7 protein-coding genes are annotated in these 21,041 nt (G+C 27.7%); 4 read left to right on the plus strand and 3 right to left on the minus strand.

Annotated features, from left to right (window positions below):
• Positions 1-8: 8 nt before the first annotated feature.
• From BLA55_RS01465 to ffh, 3 genes are all read right to left on the minus strand, one after another.
• Positions 9-4,436, minus strand: coding sequence for a GA module-containing protein (locus BLA55_RS01465; protein ID WP_073372342.1), 4,428 nt, complete (start codon positions 4,434-4,436; stop codon positions 9-11).
• A 19-nt stretch (positions 4,437-4,455) separates the two neighbouring features.
• On the minus strand, positions 4,456-14,646 hold the full coding sequence (locus BLA55_RS01470; RefSeq protein ID WP_073372343.1) for a GA module-containing protein: 10,191 nt from the start codon (positions 14,644-14,646) through the stop codon (positions 4,456-4,458).
• Between the two features lie 177 nt (positions 14,647-14,823).
• On the minus strand, positions 14,824-16,176 hold the full coding sequence (gene ffh / locus BLA55_RS01475; RefSeq protein ID WP_073372344.1) for a signal recognition particle protein: 1,353 nt from the start codon (positions 16,174-16,176) through the stop codon (positions 14,824-14,826).
• A gap of 455 nt (positions 16,177-16,631) precedes the next feature.
• Between ffh and BLA55_RS01480 the strand changes: the two genes are divergently transcribed.
• The 4 genes from BLA55_RS01480 to BLA55_RS01495 all read left to right on the plus strand — a co-directional run bounded on the left by BLA55_RS01480 (position 16,632) and on the right by BLA55_RS01495 (position 21,041).
• The gene (locus BLA55_RS01480; RefSeq protein WP_073372345.1) at positions 16,632-17,591 is read left to right on the plus strand and encodes a YwaF family protein; all 960 of its coding nucleotides are present in this window, start codon (positions 16,632-16,634) and stop codon (positions 17,589-17,591) included.
• A 429-nt stretch (positions 17,592-18,020) separates the two neighbouring features.
• Positions 18,021-20,153, plus strand: coding sequence for a DNA polymerase III subunit gamma/tau (gene dnaX / locus BLA55_RS01485; protein ID WP_073372346.1), 2,133 nt, complete (start codon positions 18,021-18,023; stop codon positions 20,151-20,153).
• Between the two features lie 11 nt (positions 20,154-20,164).
• Positions 20,165-20,452: a YbaB/EbfC family nucleoid-associated protein gene (locus BLA55_RS01490; protein ID WP_073372347.1), complete on the plus strand. Its 288-nt coding sequence runs from the start codon at positions 20,165-20,167 to the stop codon at positions 20,450-20,452.
• Position 20,453: 1 nt separating this feature from the next.
• Positions 20,454-21,041 carry a toprim domain-containing protein gene (locus BLA55_RS01495; protein ID WP_073372348.1) on the plus strand — a complete coding sequence of 196 codons (588 nt, stop codon included), beginning with the start codon at positions 20,454-20,456 and terminating at the stop codon, positions 21,039-21,041.

Consider the following 21,041-nt stretch of genomic DNA (forward strand, 5'->3'; position numbering starts at 1 on the left):
ATTAGTTTTTATTCTTCGTCTCTTTTCGACTTTTTAGCAAGAAAGTAAATGCCAGCACCAATTCCTGCAGTAAATAATCCAAGTAAAATTCATCAGAAAATACTTAAATTATCTGGTTTCGATTTTGTTTTTAATGCTTCTTGTAGTGCGCTGTAGATTACTTCGGAAGCATCTTTTTGTTCAATGCTATTAATTAAATTAATATCATTTTCACTAATTTGTGAAGCAGGTATATTGGTAATTTTAAAGTAGTTTTTATCATTTAATTCTTTGTTAAATTCACCATATTTGTCTGAAATAATTTCATTAATTGAATTTAACGCTTCATCAAACTTACTTTGATCTTTATTAATTAATGAATCAACTAAATTCATTTCAGCGTTAGCAACTTGATTCAATTGTTCTTTTTGTGAAACTAATTGATCTTTTAATTTGCTTAATTCTTCGTGTGTAACTGCAAAATCAACTGTGTCTTTAATTGCAGCAACTAAAGCATCTTTTAGATCTTGGTAATTTTCATCAAGAACATGTGAATTACGGTAGTTAGTTAATGCATTTGTTAAGTCATTGTATTTTTTCAATCCATCGACAATCTTGTCATAATCTGTATTTTTTACACCAGCATCAGCAAGATCTTTGATTAATTGGTCTAACTGTTCATTATTTAAAGTATGGTTACTAATTTCATCAACTAATTTCTTAATTAATTCATTAGCTTTAGTAATATCATCTTTAAGTTTGTCATATCAGTTTTCTTGACTTGAGTCAGCATTTACAACTTTATCTCTTAATTGTTCTTTATCTGCATCAGATAAATTAGGTTGTTCATTAATTAAATTAATTAATTCTTGTTTTTGATCGCTGATTTTTTGAGCTTCACGGAGAATTTCATCACGTTTAACTGGATCTTCTTCATTTTGAATTAGATCTTTAAAATGTTCTTTTTCTTGCTCAGAAAGATTTGGTAATTCATCAACAATGTTTTTCAAGTCATCTTTATTGTCATAAATTTGCTTGATTGCATCTTTGATTTTATCAATTGCTTCTTGAATTTCTTCAACTGTTGCACTTTCAAGGTTTTCAAGAACTTTTTTACCATCTTCAATTGCAACATCATAAGCATTTTGTTTTTCTGGAGTCGAAGTGGTGTAAGGAGCTTTTTGGACAAACTCACTTGCTTCATTGACTAATTTTTCTAATTCCCCTGCATTTAAGCGTTTGTTTTGTTCACCATTAAGTGCTTCAAAATCTTTTTTAAGTTTTAAGTATACATCATTAGTTTCATCAAAATTAAGATTTGCACCTAATTCTTTATCAACTAATGTTGTTGCATTTGCATATGAGTTATCAAAATTATCTTTTAATTCTTGATCCGCATTAATATAGTTAACATTTGTGCGAGGATCAACATCATTTGCTGATTCAACCACATTTTCAATGTAATCATTTAATTTTGACATTAAATCATTCAATGCATTTGCAATTTCTTTAATGCTTTCGATTGAATCCGAAGAATCTGTGATTAAGTTAGCGGTATTAATTTGATCTTTGAAATTGTCTAATTGAGCATTATTTAAGCTACTTAAATCATCTAAGTATCCTAAAGCTGATTCTTTAGCTTGATCTAAATTATCTTGAGCTTCTTGAGTTAAGTTAGCCATATCTGTTTTGGTTTTAGTGATTAATTGATCGATTTGATCGTTAATTGCAGCTCAATCAACTGGTTCACTTAAATCAGAATTTAAGAATTCATAATTTTTAACAATATCTTGATCTAAAGGTTGGCGAGTTTGGACACTTGCATTTGCATATTTGTCACTATTTTGTAACTCTTTTGCTTGTTTTTGTACGTTCCGTAACTCTTCCATTTTCGACTTAATAGTATCAAATAATTTTTTTGCTTTTTCAAGCTCGTCACTGTTACTTGCTTGATTTACAACTTCAACTAACTTATCTTTTTGACTTGGAGTCAAGTCAGGATTTTGAGTGATTTCATTAATTAAATCATTCTTATCTTTGGCGAGTTTTGCATCACCATTTAATGCATTTTTAGCATCAATTAAGCTATTTTTGATTGTTTCAACTGCATTTTGATCTTTATTTTCTCCACTTGGATCAACTAAATCTTTAGCAATTTTAGCAATTTGATCGTATGCATCTTTTAATTCTTGATCGGCATTGTCGTATTTAACTGGATTTGCTTGCAATTCTTTTTCAACAGTCGCAATTGCATCTTTTAAATCTTTCATTGCATTATCAAGTTTTTGAGCTTTATCTTTAATTGCTTGAGTTTGAATAATTGAATCTTTCTCTTTTGCTTGTTTGATTAATTCTGCTTTTTGTACATCATTAAGATGTTGTAATTTGTTAATAAATTCTTCAGCATCATTGTGAGCTTCGTTTAGTTTTTCATCACCATTTAATGCAGCTTTGGCATTTTCTAGATTTGTTACTAATTCTTTAACAGCTTTAATATCAACTAATGCAGTTTTCTTATTAGTTTGACTTTCATAAACTTTTGAAACTTTTGCAGCTGCAAGTAATGCATCATCATAATTCTTTTGCAATTTTTCATCCGCATTGGTATAGCGAATTGATTCTTTAGTTTTGTTAACCAACTCCACTTCATACACGTCATTTAATTTTTCCATTGCCGCATCAAGTTCACGTGCTTTTGCAGTTTCTTGTGCAACCGCTTCAGGAGTTGTTTGTTTTGAAATAGTTTGCTTTAAACTATCTTTTTGAGCTTGGTTTAATTCTTCTAATGAATCAATTACATTGCTTGCATCATTGCGAACTTTTTGCATATTTTGTTCACCATTTAGAGCATCCAATGCACTTTGAACTCTATTATTTATATCTTGAATTGCTTGAGTATTAAGTAATTCATCTGCTACTGTATTTGTATCCTGTAATTTTGCTTGTAATTCTTTAGCGGTTGTAATTGCATCATCATATGCTTGACGTTTTGCTGCTTCTGAACCAGTATATTTAATATCTGCTTTGGTTGTATCTTCTTCAGAAATATGTTTATTCAATAATTCCGTTGCTGAATTAAGAGCTGAATGATTAACATCTTTAGCCTCGACATCTGCAATTGTATTTTGCTTGTCAATTAGATTTTTAGCAGCTTCTTTTTGTGCATCGCTTAAGTTGTTATATTCATTGTCAACTTTCGCTTTAGCCTTAGCTTTGGCTTCTGCTAAACGTTCTTCACCATCAAGAGCTTCACGAGCTGCGATTAATTTAGCACGTTCAGCTTTAACTGTATCTAAATCAAAATCAGCTCCATTTTGAACGTCAGTATTATTCTTTTGGTTTTCAAGTTGTACATCAAAAGCTTTTTGTTTTTCGCTTAAAGCTTGTGTATAGTCAATTTCATTTTTGATATCACCAAAGTTTTCATTTTTATAATCTAACATTGCTTTATCTAAATCATCAGCATATTTAGTTAAATCTGTTACTTTTGATACATTTGCAGCTTTAACTTTATTTACTAAAGTAGCTTTTTGATTTTGAGTTAAGTTTGCTAAATTATTATTAATATGATTAATTAAAGTTTCTTTTGCAGCATTATCTGCTTGTGCTTGTTTGAAGATAGCAACCACATCATGATCAAATTTTAATTTCGCATTATTTTCATCTTGAACTTGAATTGGTCAATCTGGATTGGTTGAATTTTGGTATTTTAAACCTGCATTTGTTAATTTTTGTTTGTAAGCGGTTTTTTCACTGTCACTTAAATTACTTAATTGAGCTACTTGTGTTTGTGCATTTGATTTTGAATTTTCTAAATAATTTTTTAGATGACTTAAAACTTTTTCTTTAGTCAAGTTTTTATCAAATGTTTTTACAGTTTCTTTTAATGTCGCTTTTTCTTCAGGAGTTAATAATTCAAATTCATCAATTTTTGCAATTAAATCTTTGTGCACACCATTTAATTGTTCGATAGTATTATCTAAAGCTTCTGTTTTAGCCTGTGCATCTTGAGCTAAAGTGACTAAATTAGTTAAATTATTTTGATCAAATTGAGTATTTTGCACGTTACTTAGCAATTTATTTGCTTGAGTAATTGCGTTATTCAATACATCTTTCTCGTTTTGTGATTCTAAAAGATAAATTGGTTGACTTTTAACTTTATTTGCATCAGTTAATTTTACTTTTAATTCAGCCAATTTAGTATTTAAGTCAGTCGCGTTTTGCTTGATTGTTTGTGCATCTGCTAAAGAATTTTGAGCTTCAACTAGAGTTTTAAGTTGTGTTTGTTGCTCTGTACTTAAATTGTTTAACTTCTCGATAGCTTGAGCAATTTCCGAATTCTTTTCAATTCCATTTAAAGCTTCTTTTGATTGTTGAGCATTTTTAACTAATTCTTGCAATGCAGCTAAATCATTTGCGTGACTTTGATCATTAATTTCATTGGCTAAATCAGTCAATTTATCATCATAACTTGTTTTAAATTCATCTTCAGATAAACGATAATCGATTGTATTTTTGTAATTGTCTAATTCAATTTTTTAATGCATCCGCTTTTGCTTTTAATTCATCATAAGCACGAGCTTCCTCAAGAATTTCATTAATTTTTGCTTCATCTTGAGCATTATTAATACGAGCTTTATAAGCATCTTTTTGGTTTTGGTTAATCGAATTTAATTGATCAATTAAGTTTTTATAACCTTGTTTTTTAGCATTATCCAAGATTTTGTCTAATTTATCTTGAGCACTTGGATTTTGGTCAGTGTCAGTAAATTCTACTTCTTTAACTTCTTTAACATAATCTTTTAATTGCTCTTTAGTTAAATCAGTTAATTTCTCTAATTCAGCAATTGTATCTGCTTTAGCTTGATTGTATTCGTTAGCTTTATCAACAATTGCATCAATTAATTGAGCTTTGTTCGCATCAGTATTTGAAACATTATTAATTTGATCGCTTAATTTTTGAACTTCTCTAGTGTTTAAATTATCTAATGCTTTAACAGCTTTTATCGCTTTATTTTTAAGTCCATCAAGATTTACAAAAGCTTCTTTAACACTTCCTAAAGTTGAATTATCTGCAATTAAGGTTGTTAAACTAGGATTTGCGTTTCCATCATTTTGACTTGAGTTAATTAATTCTTTTGCAGCAGCAAAAACATCATCATAGTGTTGTTTTGCAGGATCAGAAGCAAATTTATAATCATCTAAATTAGCAACATCTTTATCAGTAAATTCTTTAACAATGTCTTTTAATGACTTCATATTAGTATTAACACTTGCGGCATCATTAAATGCGTTTTGTGCTGTATTTAAGTCATTTGCGTCTTGAATTGCACTAATTAAATCTTGTTTTTGTTTTGGATTTAAGTGTTCATAAGTTGCATCAATTTGATTAATTAAATCTTGTTTTTGAGCTTTAAGTACAATCGCATCTAATGCATTTGCACTATTTTGAGTAATTGAAATCGGATTTGCATTTGCATTAATTTCAACAACTGTATCTTTAACTTCATTAATTAAAGCTTGTTTTTCTGAAACAGGATTAGTGTCTGAAGTTTCATCGCTTAAGTTGGTTAAACCATTAATTTGATTAATACGTTCTTGTTTAGCTGTATTAATTGGACTTGCTTGATCAACTACTTTAGAAATTTGACTTGCATAATCATCATCTAATAAATTGATTGCATCTAATTTTTCACTTAATTTTTCAATTTCACTCTTATTTAGATTTGCAAATTGAGTTTTATCGTTAATTTTTTCTTTAGCTACAACAATTTCACCATCTAATTTTGCAAACAAGTTTTCTAAACTATTATTAGTATTAACATTAGCGATAAAAGTTTTTAAAGTATTTTCACCATTGTTTGTGCTTGAAGTTAATAAATCTTTAGCAGCTGTTGATTGTGTATCAAAAACATCTTTAGTTGTCGCAGTTGCTTTTGAGTATTTTTTATTTAGATCTTGTTGAACTTTTGCTTCAATTGCAGGAATTACTTCATCTTTAAGTTTTCTCATTTTTTCATTTAATCCCGAATATGAATTAAACACTTCTTGTGCTTCTGCAATTGTAGCTTTAGAATCAATTAAGTTTTTTAAATCTTCTTTTTGTTTTGGATTTAAGTAAGCGTAAGTACCATCAATTTGGTTTTTCAATCCTTGTTTTGTTGCATCAAGAACGATATTTTCGAATTTTTGTTCATTATTTGCTTCACTACTATCAAATTTCGTTTCTTTGATTCGATTAATGTAATCTTGCTTTTCTTCTTCACTTAAGCCAGGTGTTTGATTAATTCTATCAATGTATTCTTGTTTTTTATCATTTGCATTTTTAGCTTTTTCTTTGATAGTTTCAACATTTTCTGAAGTATTAGCTTGATCGATTTGATTTTTATACTCATTCTTTTCAGTTTTAGAAAGATTGTTTAGATTATCAACAGCATTTTTGGCCGCATCTTTCTTAATATCAACTAAAGATGTATCTAAAGCACTAATTAATTGATCAACTTGGGTTGCATCAGCATTTGCCGGAATTGAAACTCCATTATTTGCAGGTTGGTTATTAATAACATTTTTTGCGTTTTCTAATGCATTTTCGTATGCTTTTTTAACACCTTCAGAAGCATTTTGGTATGCGTCTAAAGCTTTGTTTGTAGACTCTTCAGCAACTTTATCTTTTAATTGCTTCATTTTCGTATCAAGAGTTTTAGCTTTTTCAAGCACACTTTGAGCTTGTGAATGTAATAAATCCTTAACTTCTTGCACTAAAGCGTCTTTTTGTGATTGATTTAAGTGACTTAATTTTTGAATTTCGGCAATTTTAGCTTGTTTTTCTTGATTTTGTTGACTAGCTTTATTCAACACAGCTTGAATATTGTCGTCAAATTTTGTGTCTGTTGTCGCAGCATTTGAATTTAAAATAGCAACATTAACTTCATTTTTAAGAGCTTGTAAGTCAGCATATGATAAATTAGGATAATTTTGCTTTGTTAATTTAGCAGTTGCATTATTTTTAGCAAGTTCTAAACCTTTATCTAAAACTGTTTGTTTATCAGCATCTTGCGGATTTTTATTAAATTTTGGATCATCGATCATTCTATTTAAAGTATTAAAGTCATTATCAGTTAATAAGTTTCATTTATCTTTTAACGACTCTTTAAACGCGTGACGGTAACCATCTAATTTGTCAATTTCACCTTGTAAATCAGTTACTTTAGTTCCAATTTCAGTTTTCTTAGCTTGAATTGCAGTATCATCTAAAGTAGTTAAATTAGTATCTTGATATGCTTTCAATTCTTTTTTAGCTGTATTAATTGCTTCATTAAACTCATTTTTCTTAGTATCTGAATCTAAAGTATAAACTTCTTGATTTTTTGTATTATCAGCTGCAGTAATCTTATCTTTAAGTTTTTGAATTGCTTCATTTAAACTTTCAGCGTTAGTTACTAATTTTTCAGCTTCAGAGTAATTATCAAGAGTCTTGATTTTATCTTTAAGTTCATTTCTGCGTGTTTCATCAATATTGCTTAATTGATCAATTCGATTATCTAAAGCTGTATGTTTTTGATCACCATTTAATGCATCTGCAGCATCTTGTAATTCTTTTTTAGCCGCTTTGATTTGTTCTGCGGTTGCATCTTTTGAAGCGATTAAATCCTTTAGAGCTTTAAGTTTTTCATCAAAAGCAGTTTTAAGATTATCATCGGCTCATTTGTAGTTAATAGTGTTTTTACTATTTTCTTTAGCGGTAATTTCATTTTTCGCTTCAGGAATTGCATTATTTAAGTCATTAGCTTTTTTCTCAGTATCCGCAACGCCACTAGTTGTACCTTCTTTAATTTGTTTTTCTAATTCTGATTTTTGATCAGGAGTTAAATTAGGTAATTTTTTAATACGATCAATTGCGTCTTGTTTTGTTTTTTGAGCCGATTTAGCTTGTTCAATAATTGATTTTAAATTACTATCTGGAGTACTTGCTGCACCTTTAGATGCATTAGTTAAAGCATCGGTATAAGTTTTCTTATCTGCATCACTTAAGTTATCTAAAGCATTAACAATTTCTTTTGCTTTTTCTTTAGCTTTATTAAATGCATCACTTAAAATCTGATTTGCTTGATCTGGATCTGGATTAGTTCGATCTAAAGCATCGATTCGTTGAATGTAAGATTTTTTCTCTTCTTCAGAAATTAAATCAGTACTGTAAGCATTAATTTCATCTCTGAGAGCTTGTTTTTTACCGTCTAATTTCTTAATTTCATCATCAAGAGTTTTAATATCTGCTTGAACTTCTTTGGCTTTTTCAAGAATTTGCTCATTACTTAAGTCACCTAAGTTAACTTTTAAGTGCTCATCTAATTTAGTTTCAGATTCAGTTATTGCATTATCAAAAGTTGATTTTTTATCGCTTGTATCACTTGAGTAAATTGCATCTCGTTTTGTGTTTTTCGCTTCTTCAATTTTAGCTTTTAAGTCACCAATTGCTTTATTTAATTCTTTAGCTTTTTCAAGAATTTGATTTACTTTTTCTTGTGTATCAGCATTTGTTACTAAATTCTTAATTTGTTCTTTTTGATTATCAGTTAAATTATTTAATTTATCGATTTCTTTTTCAATTTCAGTTAATTTAGTATCACCATTAAGAGCATTAAATGCTGATTTTAAGGAAGTTTTAGCATTGTCAATTTCACTCTTAGTTACATTGACTTTGGTGAGTAAACCTTGAACTTTAGCTAATTCTACTTCATAAGCGTCTTTTAAATTTTTATTAGCTAATTCGTATTTATTTGCGGTTTTGGCTGCAGCAAACATATTTTGAGTAGTTAAAGCATCGTTTTCACTTAATATCTTAAGCTCTCTTAATGCTTCTTCATTTAACAATTGAATTGCTTTATCTAATTCAGTCGCTTCGTTTTTGATTGATTCACTTTGAGCAACTACTTCAGCTTTAACGCTATTAATAAAAATATTTTTTTGAGCTTGAGTTAATGCATCAAGAGTATTAATTGCATCAATTGCATTTTGTTTAGTTTTATTATCTTGAGCAGCTTGATTAACAAAGTATTTAAGTTTTTTGTCGTATTTTTGACCTGTTGTTTTTGTTAATGAAGCTGAATCGATAAATCCTTTATAAGTATTTATTTCTGAAGTACTTAAATTTGGATAAATATCTGAGGTAATTTTAGTTTTAGCAGTATTTTTCGCTAAGCGAAGACCTTCACTTAAGATCGCATTAACTTCATCATCAGTAGGTTTTTTACTTTTACTATCAACCTTATCTTGTAAATCTTTAACTTGTTGTGGAGTTAAATATTCTCAGTTATCTAATGATTTTTTAACTTTGTTTCTGTATCCGTCTAAAGCTTCAATAGCATTATTTAAAGTTGTTGTTTTTGTTGCTACGCCATTAGCTTTAGTTTCAATTGCAGATGCATTTAAAGAACTTAAACTTTCAATTTGCAAAGTTGCTAATTCTGATTTTGCATTACCTAAGGCATTATCAAAAGTTCCTTGTTTTGCAGTTGTATCTTCGGTATATGCTTCAGTAGCTTTAACACGCTCTGCATCGGTTATTTTTTGTTTAAATTCTGCAATTTTATCGTTAAGTAATTTACCTTTTTCGTAAATGGTTTGAGCATCAGCTTTGGAATTAGATGCATCAACTAAATCTTTAAGATCTTGTTTTTGAGTTACTGATAAATGAGATAATTGTTCGATTTTTGAATGTAAATCACTTCTATTTTCATCACCATTTAATGCTGTGTATGCAGTATTTAAAGCACTTAAAATTCCATTTACTTCACTTTGATTTTTATTTTCTCCGCTTGTTTTATTTAAAAGATCTTGAGCATTTTTTAAAGCTTGATCATAAGCTGATTGTTTATTTGGATCAGAAAGTTTGTAATCAATAGCTGTTTTTGTACTCTTATTTTGATCATCATTTAATGAATTATTAGGAATAAGAACTTTTAATTCTTCAATAACTTTGTCATGCAAGTTTTTCATTGCTCCATTTAAGTTTTGAGCAGTAGTAAAGACTGTGTTTGCTTCTGTTAATTTTGTTTTAGCACGAATCCTGTCAACAACAGCTTGAATTTGATTGTTATTTAAGTATGAATATTCTGTTTTTACAGTATTTGATAATTCTCAAATTTTAGCTTTTTCGTGAATAGCTTCTAAAGCAGGAATTGAATCGGCAGAATTTGCTTCGCTTTTCAAAGTTGTTTTTTCACTTTGAATTAAATGTGAGCTATCATTGATGTATTTAATAACCTCAAGTCTTTTTTGTTCAAGAAGAGTTAAAAATCCATTAATTGTCGCAGGCTTAATATCTGATTTAATTTTTTCATCTGTTGGTAAATAATCAAATTTAGAATCTGTTGAAACTAATTGATAGTTAAAACCGACGGTTCCATCAGTGTCATTTTTGTTGAAATTGGTGTTAATTACGTTTGCGTTACTATTATTTGCCAAATCATTTGTAATTCTTGATTCTGTAATTCGCGAAGGTAATGTTGATTTTTTACTTGGATAATCAAAAGTTAAATTAATTGCATTTAATCTTGCTTTTTCAGCGGTAATTTCATTTCCATCAAGATTGTTATAAGCAGTTGCAATAGTAGATTTTAATTGATCATATTGACTAATATAATTTTCAATAAAGCTTGTGTAATTTGTTGGAGTTGGATTTGGTTGTTCCAATTTGTTTTTAGATGTATTTAATTTAGCATTAAGATTGGCTAAAGCAGAATCAAAGGTAGATTTTCTTACTGTTGATCCATTAGTATAATCAGAATTTGATTTAGCTGAATTATATGTATTAATTAAAGTTAAATCAGTTGTGCCAAAATCATCATTTAATTTTTTTGCTTTTTCATAAATTGCTTGTCTTTGATTTGGAGCTGCTGCTTTGATTTGATTGATTATAAGATTTTGTAAATTCTCAGTTAAATATTGCAATTGTTTTATTTTATTAATATAACTATCACCATCTAGAGCATTATAAGCATTAGTTAAATTTTCTTGTAATTTAGAAATTTGTGAAGAATCAATTACACTTGATTTACCACTTACTAATGAATCAGCAACCATTTTATAAGCATTAAAATCACGTTTTTTATCTGGAGAAGCAAAATTATATTTATCTGTATTAGTATTTAAATTAGTTACATAAGTTTTTAAATTTTGTGTTGCATCATTTACATTGTTAATAGAATTTTTATATCCATTAACTTCATTTTGATCAGCAAAATTTTTAGAAAGAATATCATTTTTAAATGCTTCTTTTTGTTTTTGAGTTAAAACATTATTTTTACCATTTAATGTGTTTGAATCTAAATAATCAAATAATTCCTTATGATAATTATTTTGTTTTTCTAATTCATCTACAATAGTTTTTAAATTTTTGTCATTTCCAAAATAAACTCAACTATCTTGAGCGTTATCAGTTTTGTTTTTATAAATCTGAGCACTATCAATACTATTTAAAGCAGTATTTTTTAATGTTTGCGAAACATAAGAAAAACTATTTATTTTTTCTTTTGCTTTTGTTTTTGCTTGAGTAAATGCTTCATCAATTAATGTAGTTAATTGATCATTAATTGTCTTTCTATTATCAGTTAATTGATAATTTGATTCAGAATAAACAAAGTTTTTATTTGTTGGTATTCTTTGAATAAATGATTCTTTCACAGAAGTGTCTAAATAATTAAATGAATTAATATCAGTTATAAATTGATTTTTATTTCCATTTAATTCAAGAATTTTATCAATTCAATTGTTTTTTAAATTACTTGCATTTTGTGTTTTAAAAGTATCCAAATTGCCTTGTGAATAAAAAGCATAAGATGAATCACTTGATACATTATTGCTGTTCTGCAATTTTGTAACAAAATTGGTATATCAAGCATTATCAATGGTTGGTTTACTACTTGTTTTACCATACACCAATTTATCATTTTTAATATTTTCAATAATTGGTTGAATTTTTTGAATTTCATCATATAAAGCAGATAAAGCTTTTATTTTGTTTAAAATTGTGTTTTTATTCCCTTGATATTGTATATTATTAGCCGGAACAAAAGTAGTTATATCATAAGGAGTGTTGTATCTTGAAAGCGCAGAATTAATTGCATTAATTATAAATTTAGTACCTTGTATGTAATTATAATTACTTCAATTCTTATTAGTAATACTTTGACTATTTAAAGCATCAATGAATTCATTTTCTAAATTATTTTTACCTGTTTGTTTTATTTTAGTAATAACATCATTTACATCTGATATATATTTTGTAACTTCAGCTTCAGTTTGTAAAGTAACTTTTGAATCAGCGTTTCTATCTACTGCTTCACTATTTAAGTTTAGTTCTGATTGTAAATCATATTTTTTTGCTGTAGAAGGGTTACTACTTCATCCTTCAATTTCTAATAATTTTAAAGCCGGTCCTTTAGCTTCTCTTTGATCTGCAAAAGCAAAAAGAACTTTATTGCTAATTTCACTATTTCAATCCGTTTTATCTGTTGTGCTTAGAACTAAATTTCTTAATTCAGCTCTTTTTGTTTCCGCTTGACCTTGTAAATTATTTAAATTAGAAATTTCTTGCTTGAAATATTCAAATCATTTACGATTATTAAAAGAATATGTGGTTTTATCAAAGTTTTCGTTTTGCTCAATTTGTGATAATAAATAATTAATTTGTTTAATAGTTAATCATTTATTTTTTGTTCTGTCATTTGCAAATCTTTTTAGTTTTTCATAATCTGTTAAATCATAGCTAATTTCATTAAAATTCAGGTATCCATCATGATCTGTTGTATTAAAAGAAAAAATATTTGGATTTGGAGATAAATAAGAATTTTCAGAAACAATTTTTCATTTTTTATTGTCTTCAGGATTTACAAAACTAGTTTTAAGTCTTAAATTATTTATATTTGAATATTGAGTTAAAGAATCAACATTATTTTTTGTTTTATATTCTGCAAGAATTTTGTCTTGTTTTATTACTTCATTATACTTTGATTTATTCACTGAATGAATTAGTCTTTGAGATCCATTATTATCTTGAATTAAAGATAAAGTAGTATTAGGTAATTTATCATTATCTAAAAGATATTCACTTTTAACCAATTTTTCTGTGGTATTGAATTTAATATTTTGATATGCTTGACGATCTGCCATTTTCATAAATGAACCAAATTGTCTATTAGCATAATTATGGAATTCGTATTTAAATTGTCCAAATCCAATATATGTTTTTTTAGACGAAGCATCTCTTGAAAGAGGACTAGCATTATTTCCGCTACGTACACCGTTATTATCAATTGTATTTGGATTCCTTTTTACTGTAAATTCTAATTGTAATGATGGTGTAAAACCTGCAGTAGATTCATCCTCAGATTTTATTTCCAAAATCAATAATGAACCCGCATTATTATTGAGTGAATTATAAATATAGTCGTTTTTATCTTTATATTGTTTTTGAAATAAACCTAATTTATATTCATCTCCATTATATTCAACTGGTGCATATTTTCAATCACCAGATAATGATGGTTCATCATGAATAATCATGTTTGCAATAGTTCTTTTTCTGAAATAATCATTATTAACCCCACCTCATAATTTTCCATATTGATCAACAATATTTTGATTTATTTCTTTTGGAAAGGTTTTATAAAAAGAACCATAATGCATTGAATTTAATCAAGTTTTACCTGTTGTATATCTTCCTTCGTCCTGAACATAATATCTTGTGAATTGTGCATATTCATTATTTGGATTAGAACTATAGAATTTAAAACCTGAATGATTATCACCTCGTCTAAAATCACCTGTATAGTCATATGATTTAGAAATTCAAGGATTTATTAGATATTTATTTTCTTCTTTTCCGTATCATGTGGCGTCGCCTCTATCTCCCTTTATGTCATTCACATCATATTTTTCATCGACTGAAATATTATAAACTTTAACATTTTGTGGATTTGCAATTGCTTCTTGAAATTGTACATTTGAATTTCTTGTGGAAAGAATAGCTTTAATATTTCCAGTTAGAATTAAATCTTCAGAAATTCAAAGTCCTACAAAAAACTTTCTATCATCAGATCTTAATTTGTCAACATTAAAACCAATTCTGAAAGATTTTGTATCATTAACTGAATCTCATCCATCTCCATTGAAAAATGAAGAATCTTGATTATTATTTCTTTGTCAGTTATATCTTGTATTAATTAAGTCGCTACTTAAAACTAAAGAAGGATTCAATAAATCTCATGCAGGATTATAACTATTTTCACCATATCTATTTCTTTTCGCTTTATTTGTATCATAATCATATAATCTATATCAATTATTTCTATCATTGATATAGTATCTAGATTTATCATACCCAGATTCATTTTTACTGTAATTTGGATTTGTGCCAAAATAAATAGGTTGTTTTTTATTCCATACAGCTCATCCTTCAAAAAACATACCTTCAATGGTATTATAATTAGTATAAATACCATCGTCTTGTACTTTGTTGTATTGGCTATAACTCATGTATTTACTATCAATTTCCCGCAAACTTCCTGTTATATTACTTTGAGAAATTGGTAAAAATAAAAAAGGTAAAGATCCACTTGTAGCACTAAATGCTAATACAATCTTTTTAATCTTTTTTCTATTTTTCATAAAACACCGCCTTTATATATATATATATATATAATATGTATCCAATTATACATATTTATGCAATTTCAATAGTTTTTTTACTTATAAGCTCCTTATATTCTTTAAAATCTTCAAATAATTGTCCTGATTTTTGTTTTTCTTCATTTGTTGGTCTAATATTTTTAATTCTAAATTTAACTAAAATAGACCACCGAGTCCGCCAAACGGATTGAATCCACCACCTTTTTTAAGTTTGTTTGACATCTCATTCATACGTTTTGACATCATGTCATAATCATTCATCAATCTATTAAATTCTTGTGCTGAACGTCCACTTCCTTTAATTACACGTTCTTTACGTGATGCATTACGTAATAATTTTGGATTTTGACGTTCTTTACGAGTCATTGAAAACATTAAAATTTCGTAAATTTTCATCTTTTCTTCAGCTTTATCTAACTCTTCTTCATTAATTTTGTTGCTTAAGTTACCAGGTAACATTTTTAAAATTTTTGAGAATTTTCCAAGTTTTTTAATTTGAGCAAGTTGTTCCATCATATCATCTAGTGAAAATTCACCAGAAAACATTCTTTCTAACATTTTAGTAGCTTTTTTCTCATCAATGACATCACTTGCTTTCTCAATTAAAGAAAGAACATCACCTTTTCCTAAAATACGGTCGGCCATTCTAACTGGATGGAATAAATCTAAATTCGAAATTTTTTCACCAGTACCAATGAATCTGATCGGAATATTTAGTACTTTTCTTAAGCTTAATGCAGCTCCTCCACGAGCATCTGAATCTAACTTAGTAATAACCGAACCGGTTAATTTTAACGAATCATGGAAAGTTTGTGCAACATTAATAATATCTTGTCCAGACATAGCATCAGCAACAAATCAAATTTCATTTGGTTTCGCAATTTGTTTAATTTCGACTAATTCATTCATTAATTTTTCATCAATTGCAAGACGACCAGCTGTATCGATAATTATCAAATCGTTTTTTTGTTCTTTTGCTTGTTCTAAAGCATGCTTCACAATATTTTGTGGAGTCTCTTTAACACCTTCTTCAAAATAATCAACTTGAATACTTTTTGCTAAAGTCACTAATTGATCCACAGCAGCTGGACGATAAACATCAGCAGCTATAACTAAAGGTTTTTCAACTAATTTTTTCTTTCTAAAATAATAAGCTAAACGAGCAGTTGTAGTGGTTTTACCAGAACCTTGTAAACCAATCATCATAATCACATAAGGTTTTTCTTTGATTTGTGGTTCAACTGTTTTACCACCTAAAATATCCACTAATTCTTCATGAACAATTTTAATCATTTGTTGTGATGGATTTAATTTTCCAATTAAATTTGATTGAATTGTTTTTTCTTTAACATTATTTACAAATTCTTTAACTATCTTTAAGTTAACGTCGGCTTCTAAAAGAGCCATTTTGATATCACGAGTAACTTCAACAATATCTTCTTCTTTAATTGTTGTTTTTTTACTAATTTTTGCAAGTGCTTTTTGCATTCTATTTTCTAAAAAATTCATATTTATATTATATATTATTTATTTTTTCTCACTTTTCTTTTAAAGTGCTAGAAAAAATCTCTTTTATTTATGTTTTAAATTTACCAAAAACAGTCAAATTTTCTTGTTTTGTCAAATCATCAGATTTTGTATTAAAAACTCTTTTAAACAATAGTCAAACAAAAAAGGAAAATACTCTATTTTTTTCATCTTTTTGCAATTTTTAAATATTGTTTTAAATATTTTAAGATAAAATTATTTGTATATTCGATACTTATGTTAGTAATAACTTTATTACTATGAAATAATAAAATAAAAAAACAAAAAGGAGCTTATTATGCGTAAAATCGTAAGATTAAAAAACAAAGAACGTGCTGCTAAAAGAGCACACAAATTAGCTAAAGAAGCCGCAAGAGCAAAAAGAAGAGCTGAAAGAGAAAACACACAAAACTAGTTTTCGGTGTGTTTTTTTAATTATGAATTTTGAAAAAGGTTTTTTCTCTTTTCTAGGTAATTCACTAGAATTCAAGGGAATTAGCGAAAAAGTATTCTATTTACTGTTCGCGTTATCCTTTGTTGCTTTTGTTTTAGTGTGATTGTTCCGGTACGAAATTTCTAAAAGATATAGAAATTTAATTGAAACACATAAATGATTCAAAAATGATAAAAAAATATTTCAATTTATCGGGGCTTTAGTTCTCTTTTTAGCTTTTGTCAGAATAATAATTCTAGTTAGTCAAGACTTCTACAACACTTGAGAAATGATTCCGCTTCATTTATGTCGTCTGAATTTATTTTTAATCGGATTTATCTTTGTCTCAGGCAAAATTGAAAATATCAAACACATTACTTTTACTTCGATTGTTGGGGCTTTAATTGGTCTCTCAATTCCAAGTTTAGGATACTTTGTTGTCGGATATTGAAATCCAGATCATACTAAATTTATTTCTGACTTCCATAACGGAAAACTTACTCATTTCACAATTGGAATGGATAACTACATTTACTGAGAATTTTTATTAACACACTTATTTGTTTTCTTAACTCCTTTTATTGTTGTTGTAATCAAAGAATATAAATTCTCAAGTCGTAATTTTATTCAAGCGTGAGCTTTATTAATGTTTTTAATTGTTCTTACATTTGTGATTAACTCTATTACAGACACATACATTCACAATCCAAGATGAAAAACAAATTATTTCTTTAATGGTCGTCGACCAATTAACGAATTTAACGATAAACTTTATCCTTTTACATCGTGACCATTTTCACTTATCTCACAAATTGTGATTGGATCATTATTTTTTGCTATTGTTTTCTTTATTTACTGTTACCAAGACAAATTCTTCTTAACTATTGAAAACAAAAAAATTAAGTTCAATCGTCGTAAATCTCAAAATTGAGAACAATTAAAAATTGTAAAATTAACCAAATAATTTATCTCCATTTCTAATGGAGATTTTTTATTCTTTATTTAAAAATGGTTAAATTGTCCCCTGGGGACAGTTAAGCAAGTTAAATTTTTGATTTTTACTATAATACCTGTTTTATAGTTTTTTAAGTAAAATATTTTTAAATGATTTTTCTATTGTGCAAGAGAAATATTCAAAATTATTAATATATAAAAAATGAAAAGTCATTATTTTTTATCCGCCCCTAGGGGACGATCTAGTATTTTTTGTCCGCAATTAGCCAATTCAAATTCAAACTTATGCTATAAATATCAAAATTCTGACTCATAAGTCAAAAAACAAATGAAATGTTTATATTTCGAGTCTAGATGTATAGCACTATTAAGTTTTTAATCTTTTTTAAAAATTTGATTAATACTTTAATAAAATATAAATATTAAAAAGGAGCGGTAAATGAGTTATAAAGCATTATATAGAAAATATCGTCCTACAACATTTAAAGAAGTTAAAGGTCAAGATCATGTTATTCGTACTTTGGAAAACATTTTAAAAACAAAAAAAATCAGTCATGCTTATATTTTTAGCGGTCCTCGTGGTGTTGGAAAAACGTCTATTGCTAAAATTTTCGCTAACGTTTTAAATTGTTTACATAATGAAGATCCAACACAAGCATGTGCAAATTGTTACGCTAATCTTAACAATAATCTAGATGTTATTGAGATGGACGCTGCTTCAAATAATGGAGTAGACCAAATTCGTGATTTAAAAGAGAAAATTGAACACACACCAAGCTTAGGTCAATATAAAATTTACATCATCGATGAAGTTCATATGTTATCAAAAAGTGCTTTTAATGCTCTTTTAAAAACTTTAGAAGAACCGCCAGCTCATGCAATTTTTATCTTAGCAACAACTGATCCGCAAAAAATTCCTGCAACAATTGTTTCAAGAACACAACGTTTTAATTTTCGTAGAATTCCAAATCCAGTTATTATTCAGCAAGTTAAAGCGATTTTAGATCATGAAAATATCAAAATAGAACCATCAGCACTGCCATTAATTGCAAATTTAGCAAATGGTGGACTGCGTGATGCTTTATCAATCGCTGATCAATGTGCTGCTTATGGTGATAATATAATTCGCACACAGGATGTGCTTTCAACTTTTGGAATTGTGTCAAATGAATTATTAATTAAAACTTTATCAATGATTTATTCAAATGAAGTTAAACCATTAATGAATTTATTTAAGAAATTAAAAGATTCAGGTATGGAAGCAACTAACTACATTAAAGGTCTAATTAATGTAGCACAAGATTATTTAATCTACAATAAAACTAAGGATGAAAATCTGCTAGAAACATTAACTTTAGATGAAGTCAAAACTATTAAGTTATCACAAGAATTCATTTTGCGTTTCATTCCTTTTGCTCAAGAGTTATTCCAAAAAATTACTTATTCTGAAATTCCTTTTGAAATTGCAGAATACGGAATTCTGGAAGCATTGAAAATCCAATCTCAAATTCGTAGCGAAAATAATTATGCTCCGATTGTTGATTTTGATGCTAAAAATAACCAATTCGACCTTGAATTAATCAAAGGTTTAATTACTCAAGAAGTTGAAAAATACCAAAAAACTCAAAAAGAATTGAATCAACTTCACTTTTCAAATCAAGATTCATCACTAAATAACGGAATCGATTTTTCTAAAAAAGAAGTTGAAACACAAACAACTGAGATTGAGCAAAACAACAACACATATCAAGATGATGAATATTTTGGATTTAGTCCTGATGATAAAATGACACAAATTTATTCAGATCCATTTTTAGAATCTAAAAAAAATATTGAAGAACAATTAAATCAAAGTGCTTTATTTAATTCCAAAGAAGATAATTCAACTCAATTAATAAATCAAAGTGATGAATTAATCAACCAATTTGTCGAAACAATCAACAATCACAAAGATTTAGTCAATGATGTTGAAACTACTTCCGAATTTGAAAAACCAGCGTATATCGATACACGTGAAATTTCACTAATGAATTCCTTAAGCAACCAGGCCAAAGAACACACATTGGAATTAAGTATTGAAGAACCAAAAACTGATTTGGTAGAAATGAGTGAGTTTGATAATTGAGTTAATGCTGCTTTACAGATTGATTCACAGATTTCGAACCGTTATCGTCAGATTTTGAAAATGCCATTATTTGACATTAATTTAACAAATAAAAAATACATTGAGCAATATAAAATTTTCGACTCTGGAGATGTATCAATTCCAGGTGCAGGAGAAAATTTCATAATCTTAAGAGTTGATGATCTAATCAAACGTGATAAACTAATTAAAAACAAGGATACACTTTGATTACAAGATTATTTAAAAGATGTGTTTGGTAAATTCATGCACGTTTATGTCTTAAGCACTCCAGATGTTGTGTTACTAAGAGAAACAGTTAAAGAAATAAAACAAAATAAACGTGAATGAACCAAGAACAAAAAAATTACACCTTATTCTTTACCAAATCCAAAAGAACAAGAAATGCAAAAAATATTTGGTTTTAAACCAAAAATTAAACAAAAATAAAAGAGGTATTTATGAATCCAGAAATGATTAAAAGATTAAAAAAAATGCAAGCTGAAATGGAAGCTAAACAAAAAGAATTAGAGTCAAAAGAATTTACTGTTAAAAAACAAGGAATTGAAATTATCGGTACAGGTGATTTAAAAATTACTAAAATCAATATTGATGAAATGCTAATCGATCCAGATGATAAAGAACTTTTAGAAGATTTATTAATGATTGCAATTAATGAATTGACCGAACAAATTCAAGAAGAACAAGAAAAATTAACTCCACAAATGCCAGGTGGAATGCCATTTTAATATGGATAGACTCGAAATTATCGAAGAAGCAATTGACACCGTTCGAAAAATCGATGGTGTTAGTAAAAAACAAGCAGAGAGAATTGTAGATTGATTTTTAAAAACTGATTCTAAAGATTCAGCAAAAGTCATTACAATGTTAAAAAAAATGATTACTGATATATCACACTGTGAAATTTGTGGTTATTTTACGCAGCAAACTCTTTGTCAAATTTGTCTTGATCCAGATCGAGAAAATCAATTAATGATTATCGAAAATCATAACAATTTAGAAAAATTCGAAAATAACCGTTTTTTTAAAGGAAAATACTTTATTTTTCCTTATTCTCTTGATCAAGAATTTGTTTCAAATGAAGAAATAGAACAAAAAATAAATAAATTGGTCGAGTATGCAAAGGACTTTGATGAAGTCATTTTAGCTATTAGTCCAACCCTTGCAGGTGAAATTACAATGGAAATTTTAAAGCGTGTTTTTATTAAAAATGAAATCAATTGTTCACAACTTGCAATCGGTTTACCAATCGGTTCAAGTGTCGATTACATGGATCACATTACTTTAAAACAAGCTTTAAAAAATCGAACCAATTAG

The sequence above is a fragment of the Mycoplasmopsis pullorum genome (genome assembly GCF_001900245.1).
In the GTDB taxonomy this organism is placed as follows: Bacteria; Bacillota_I; Bacilli_A; order Mycoplasmatales; family Metamycoplasmataceae; genus Mycoplasmopsis; species Mycoplasmopsis pullorum.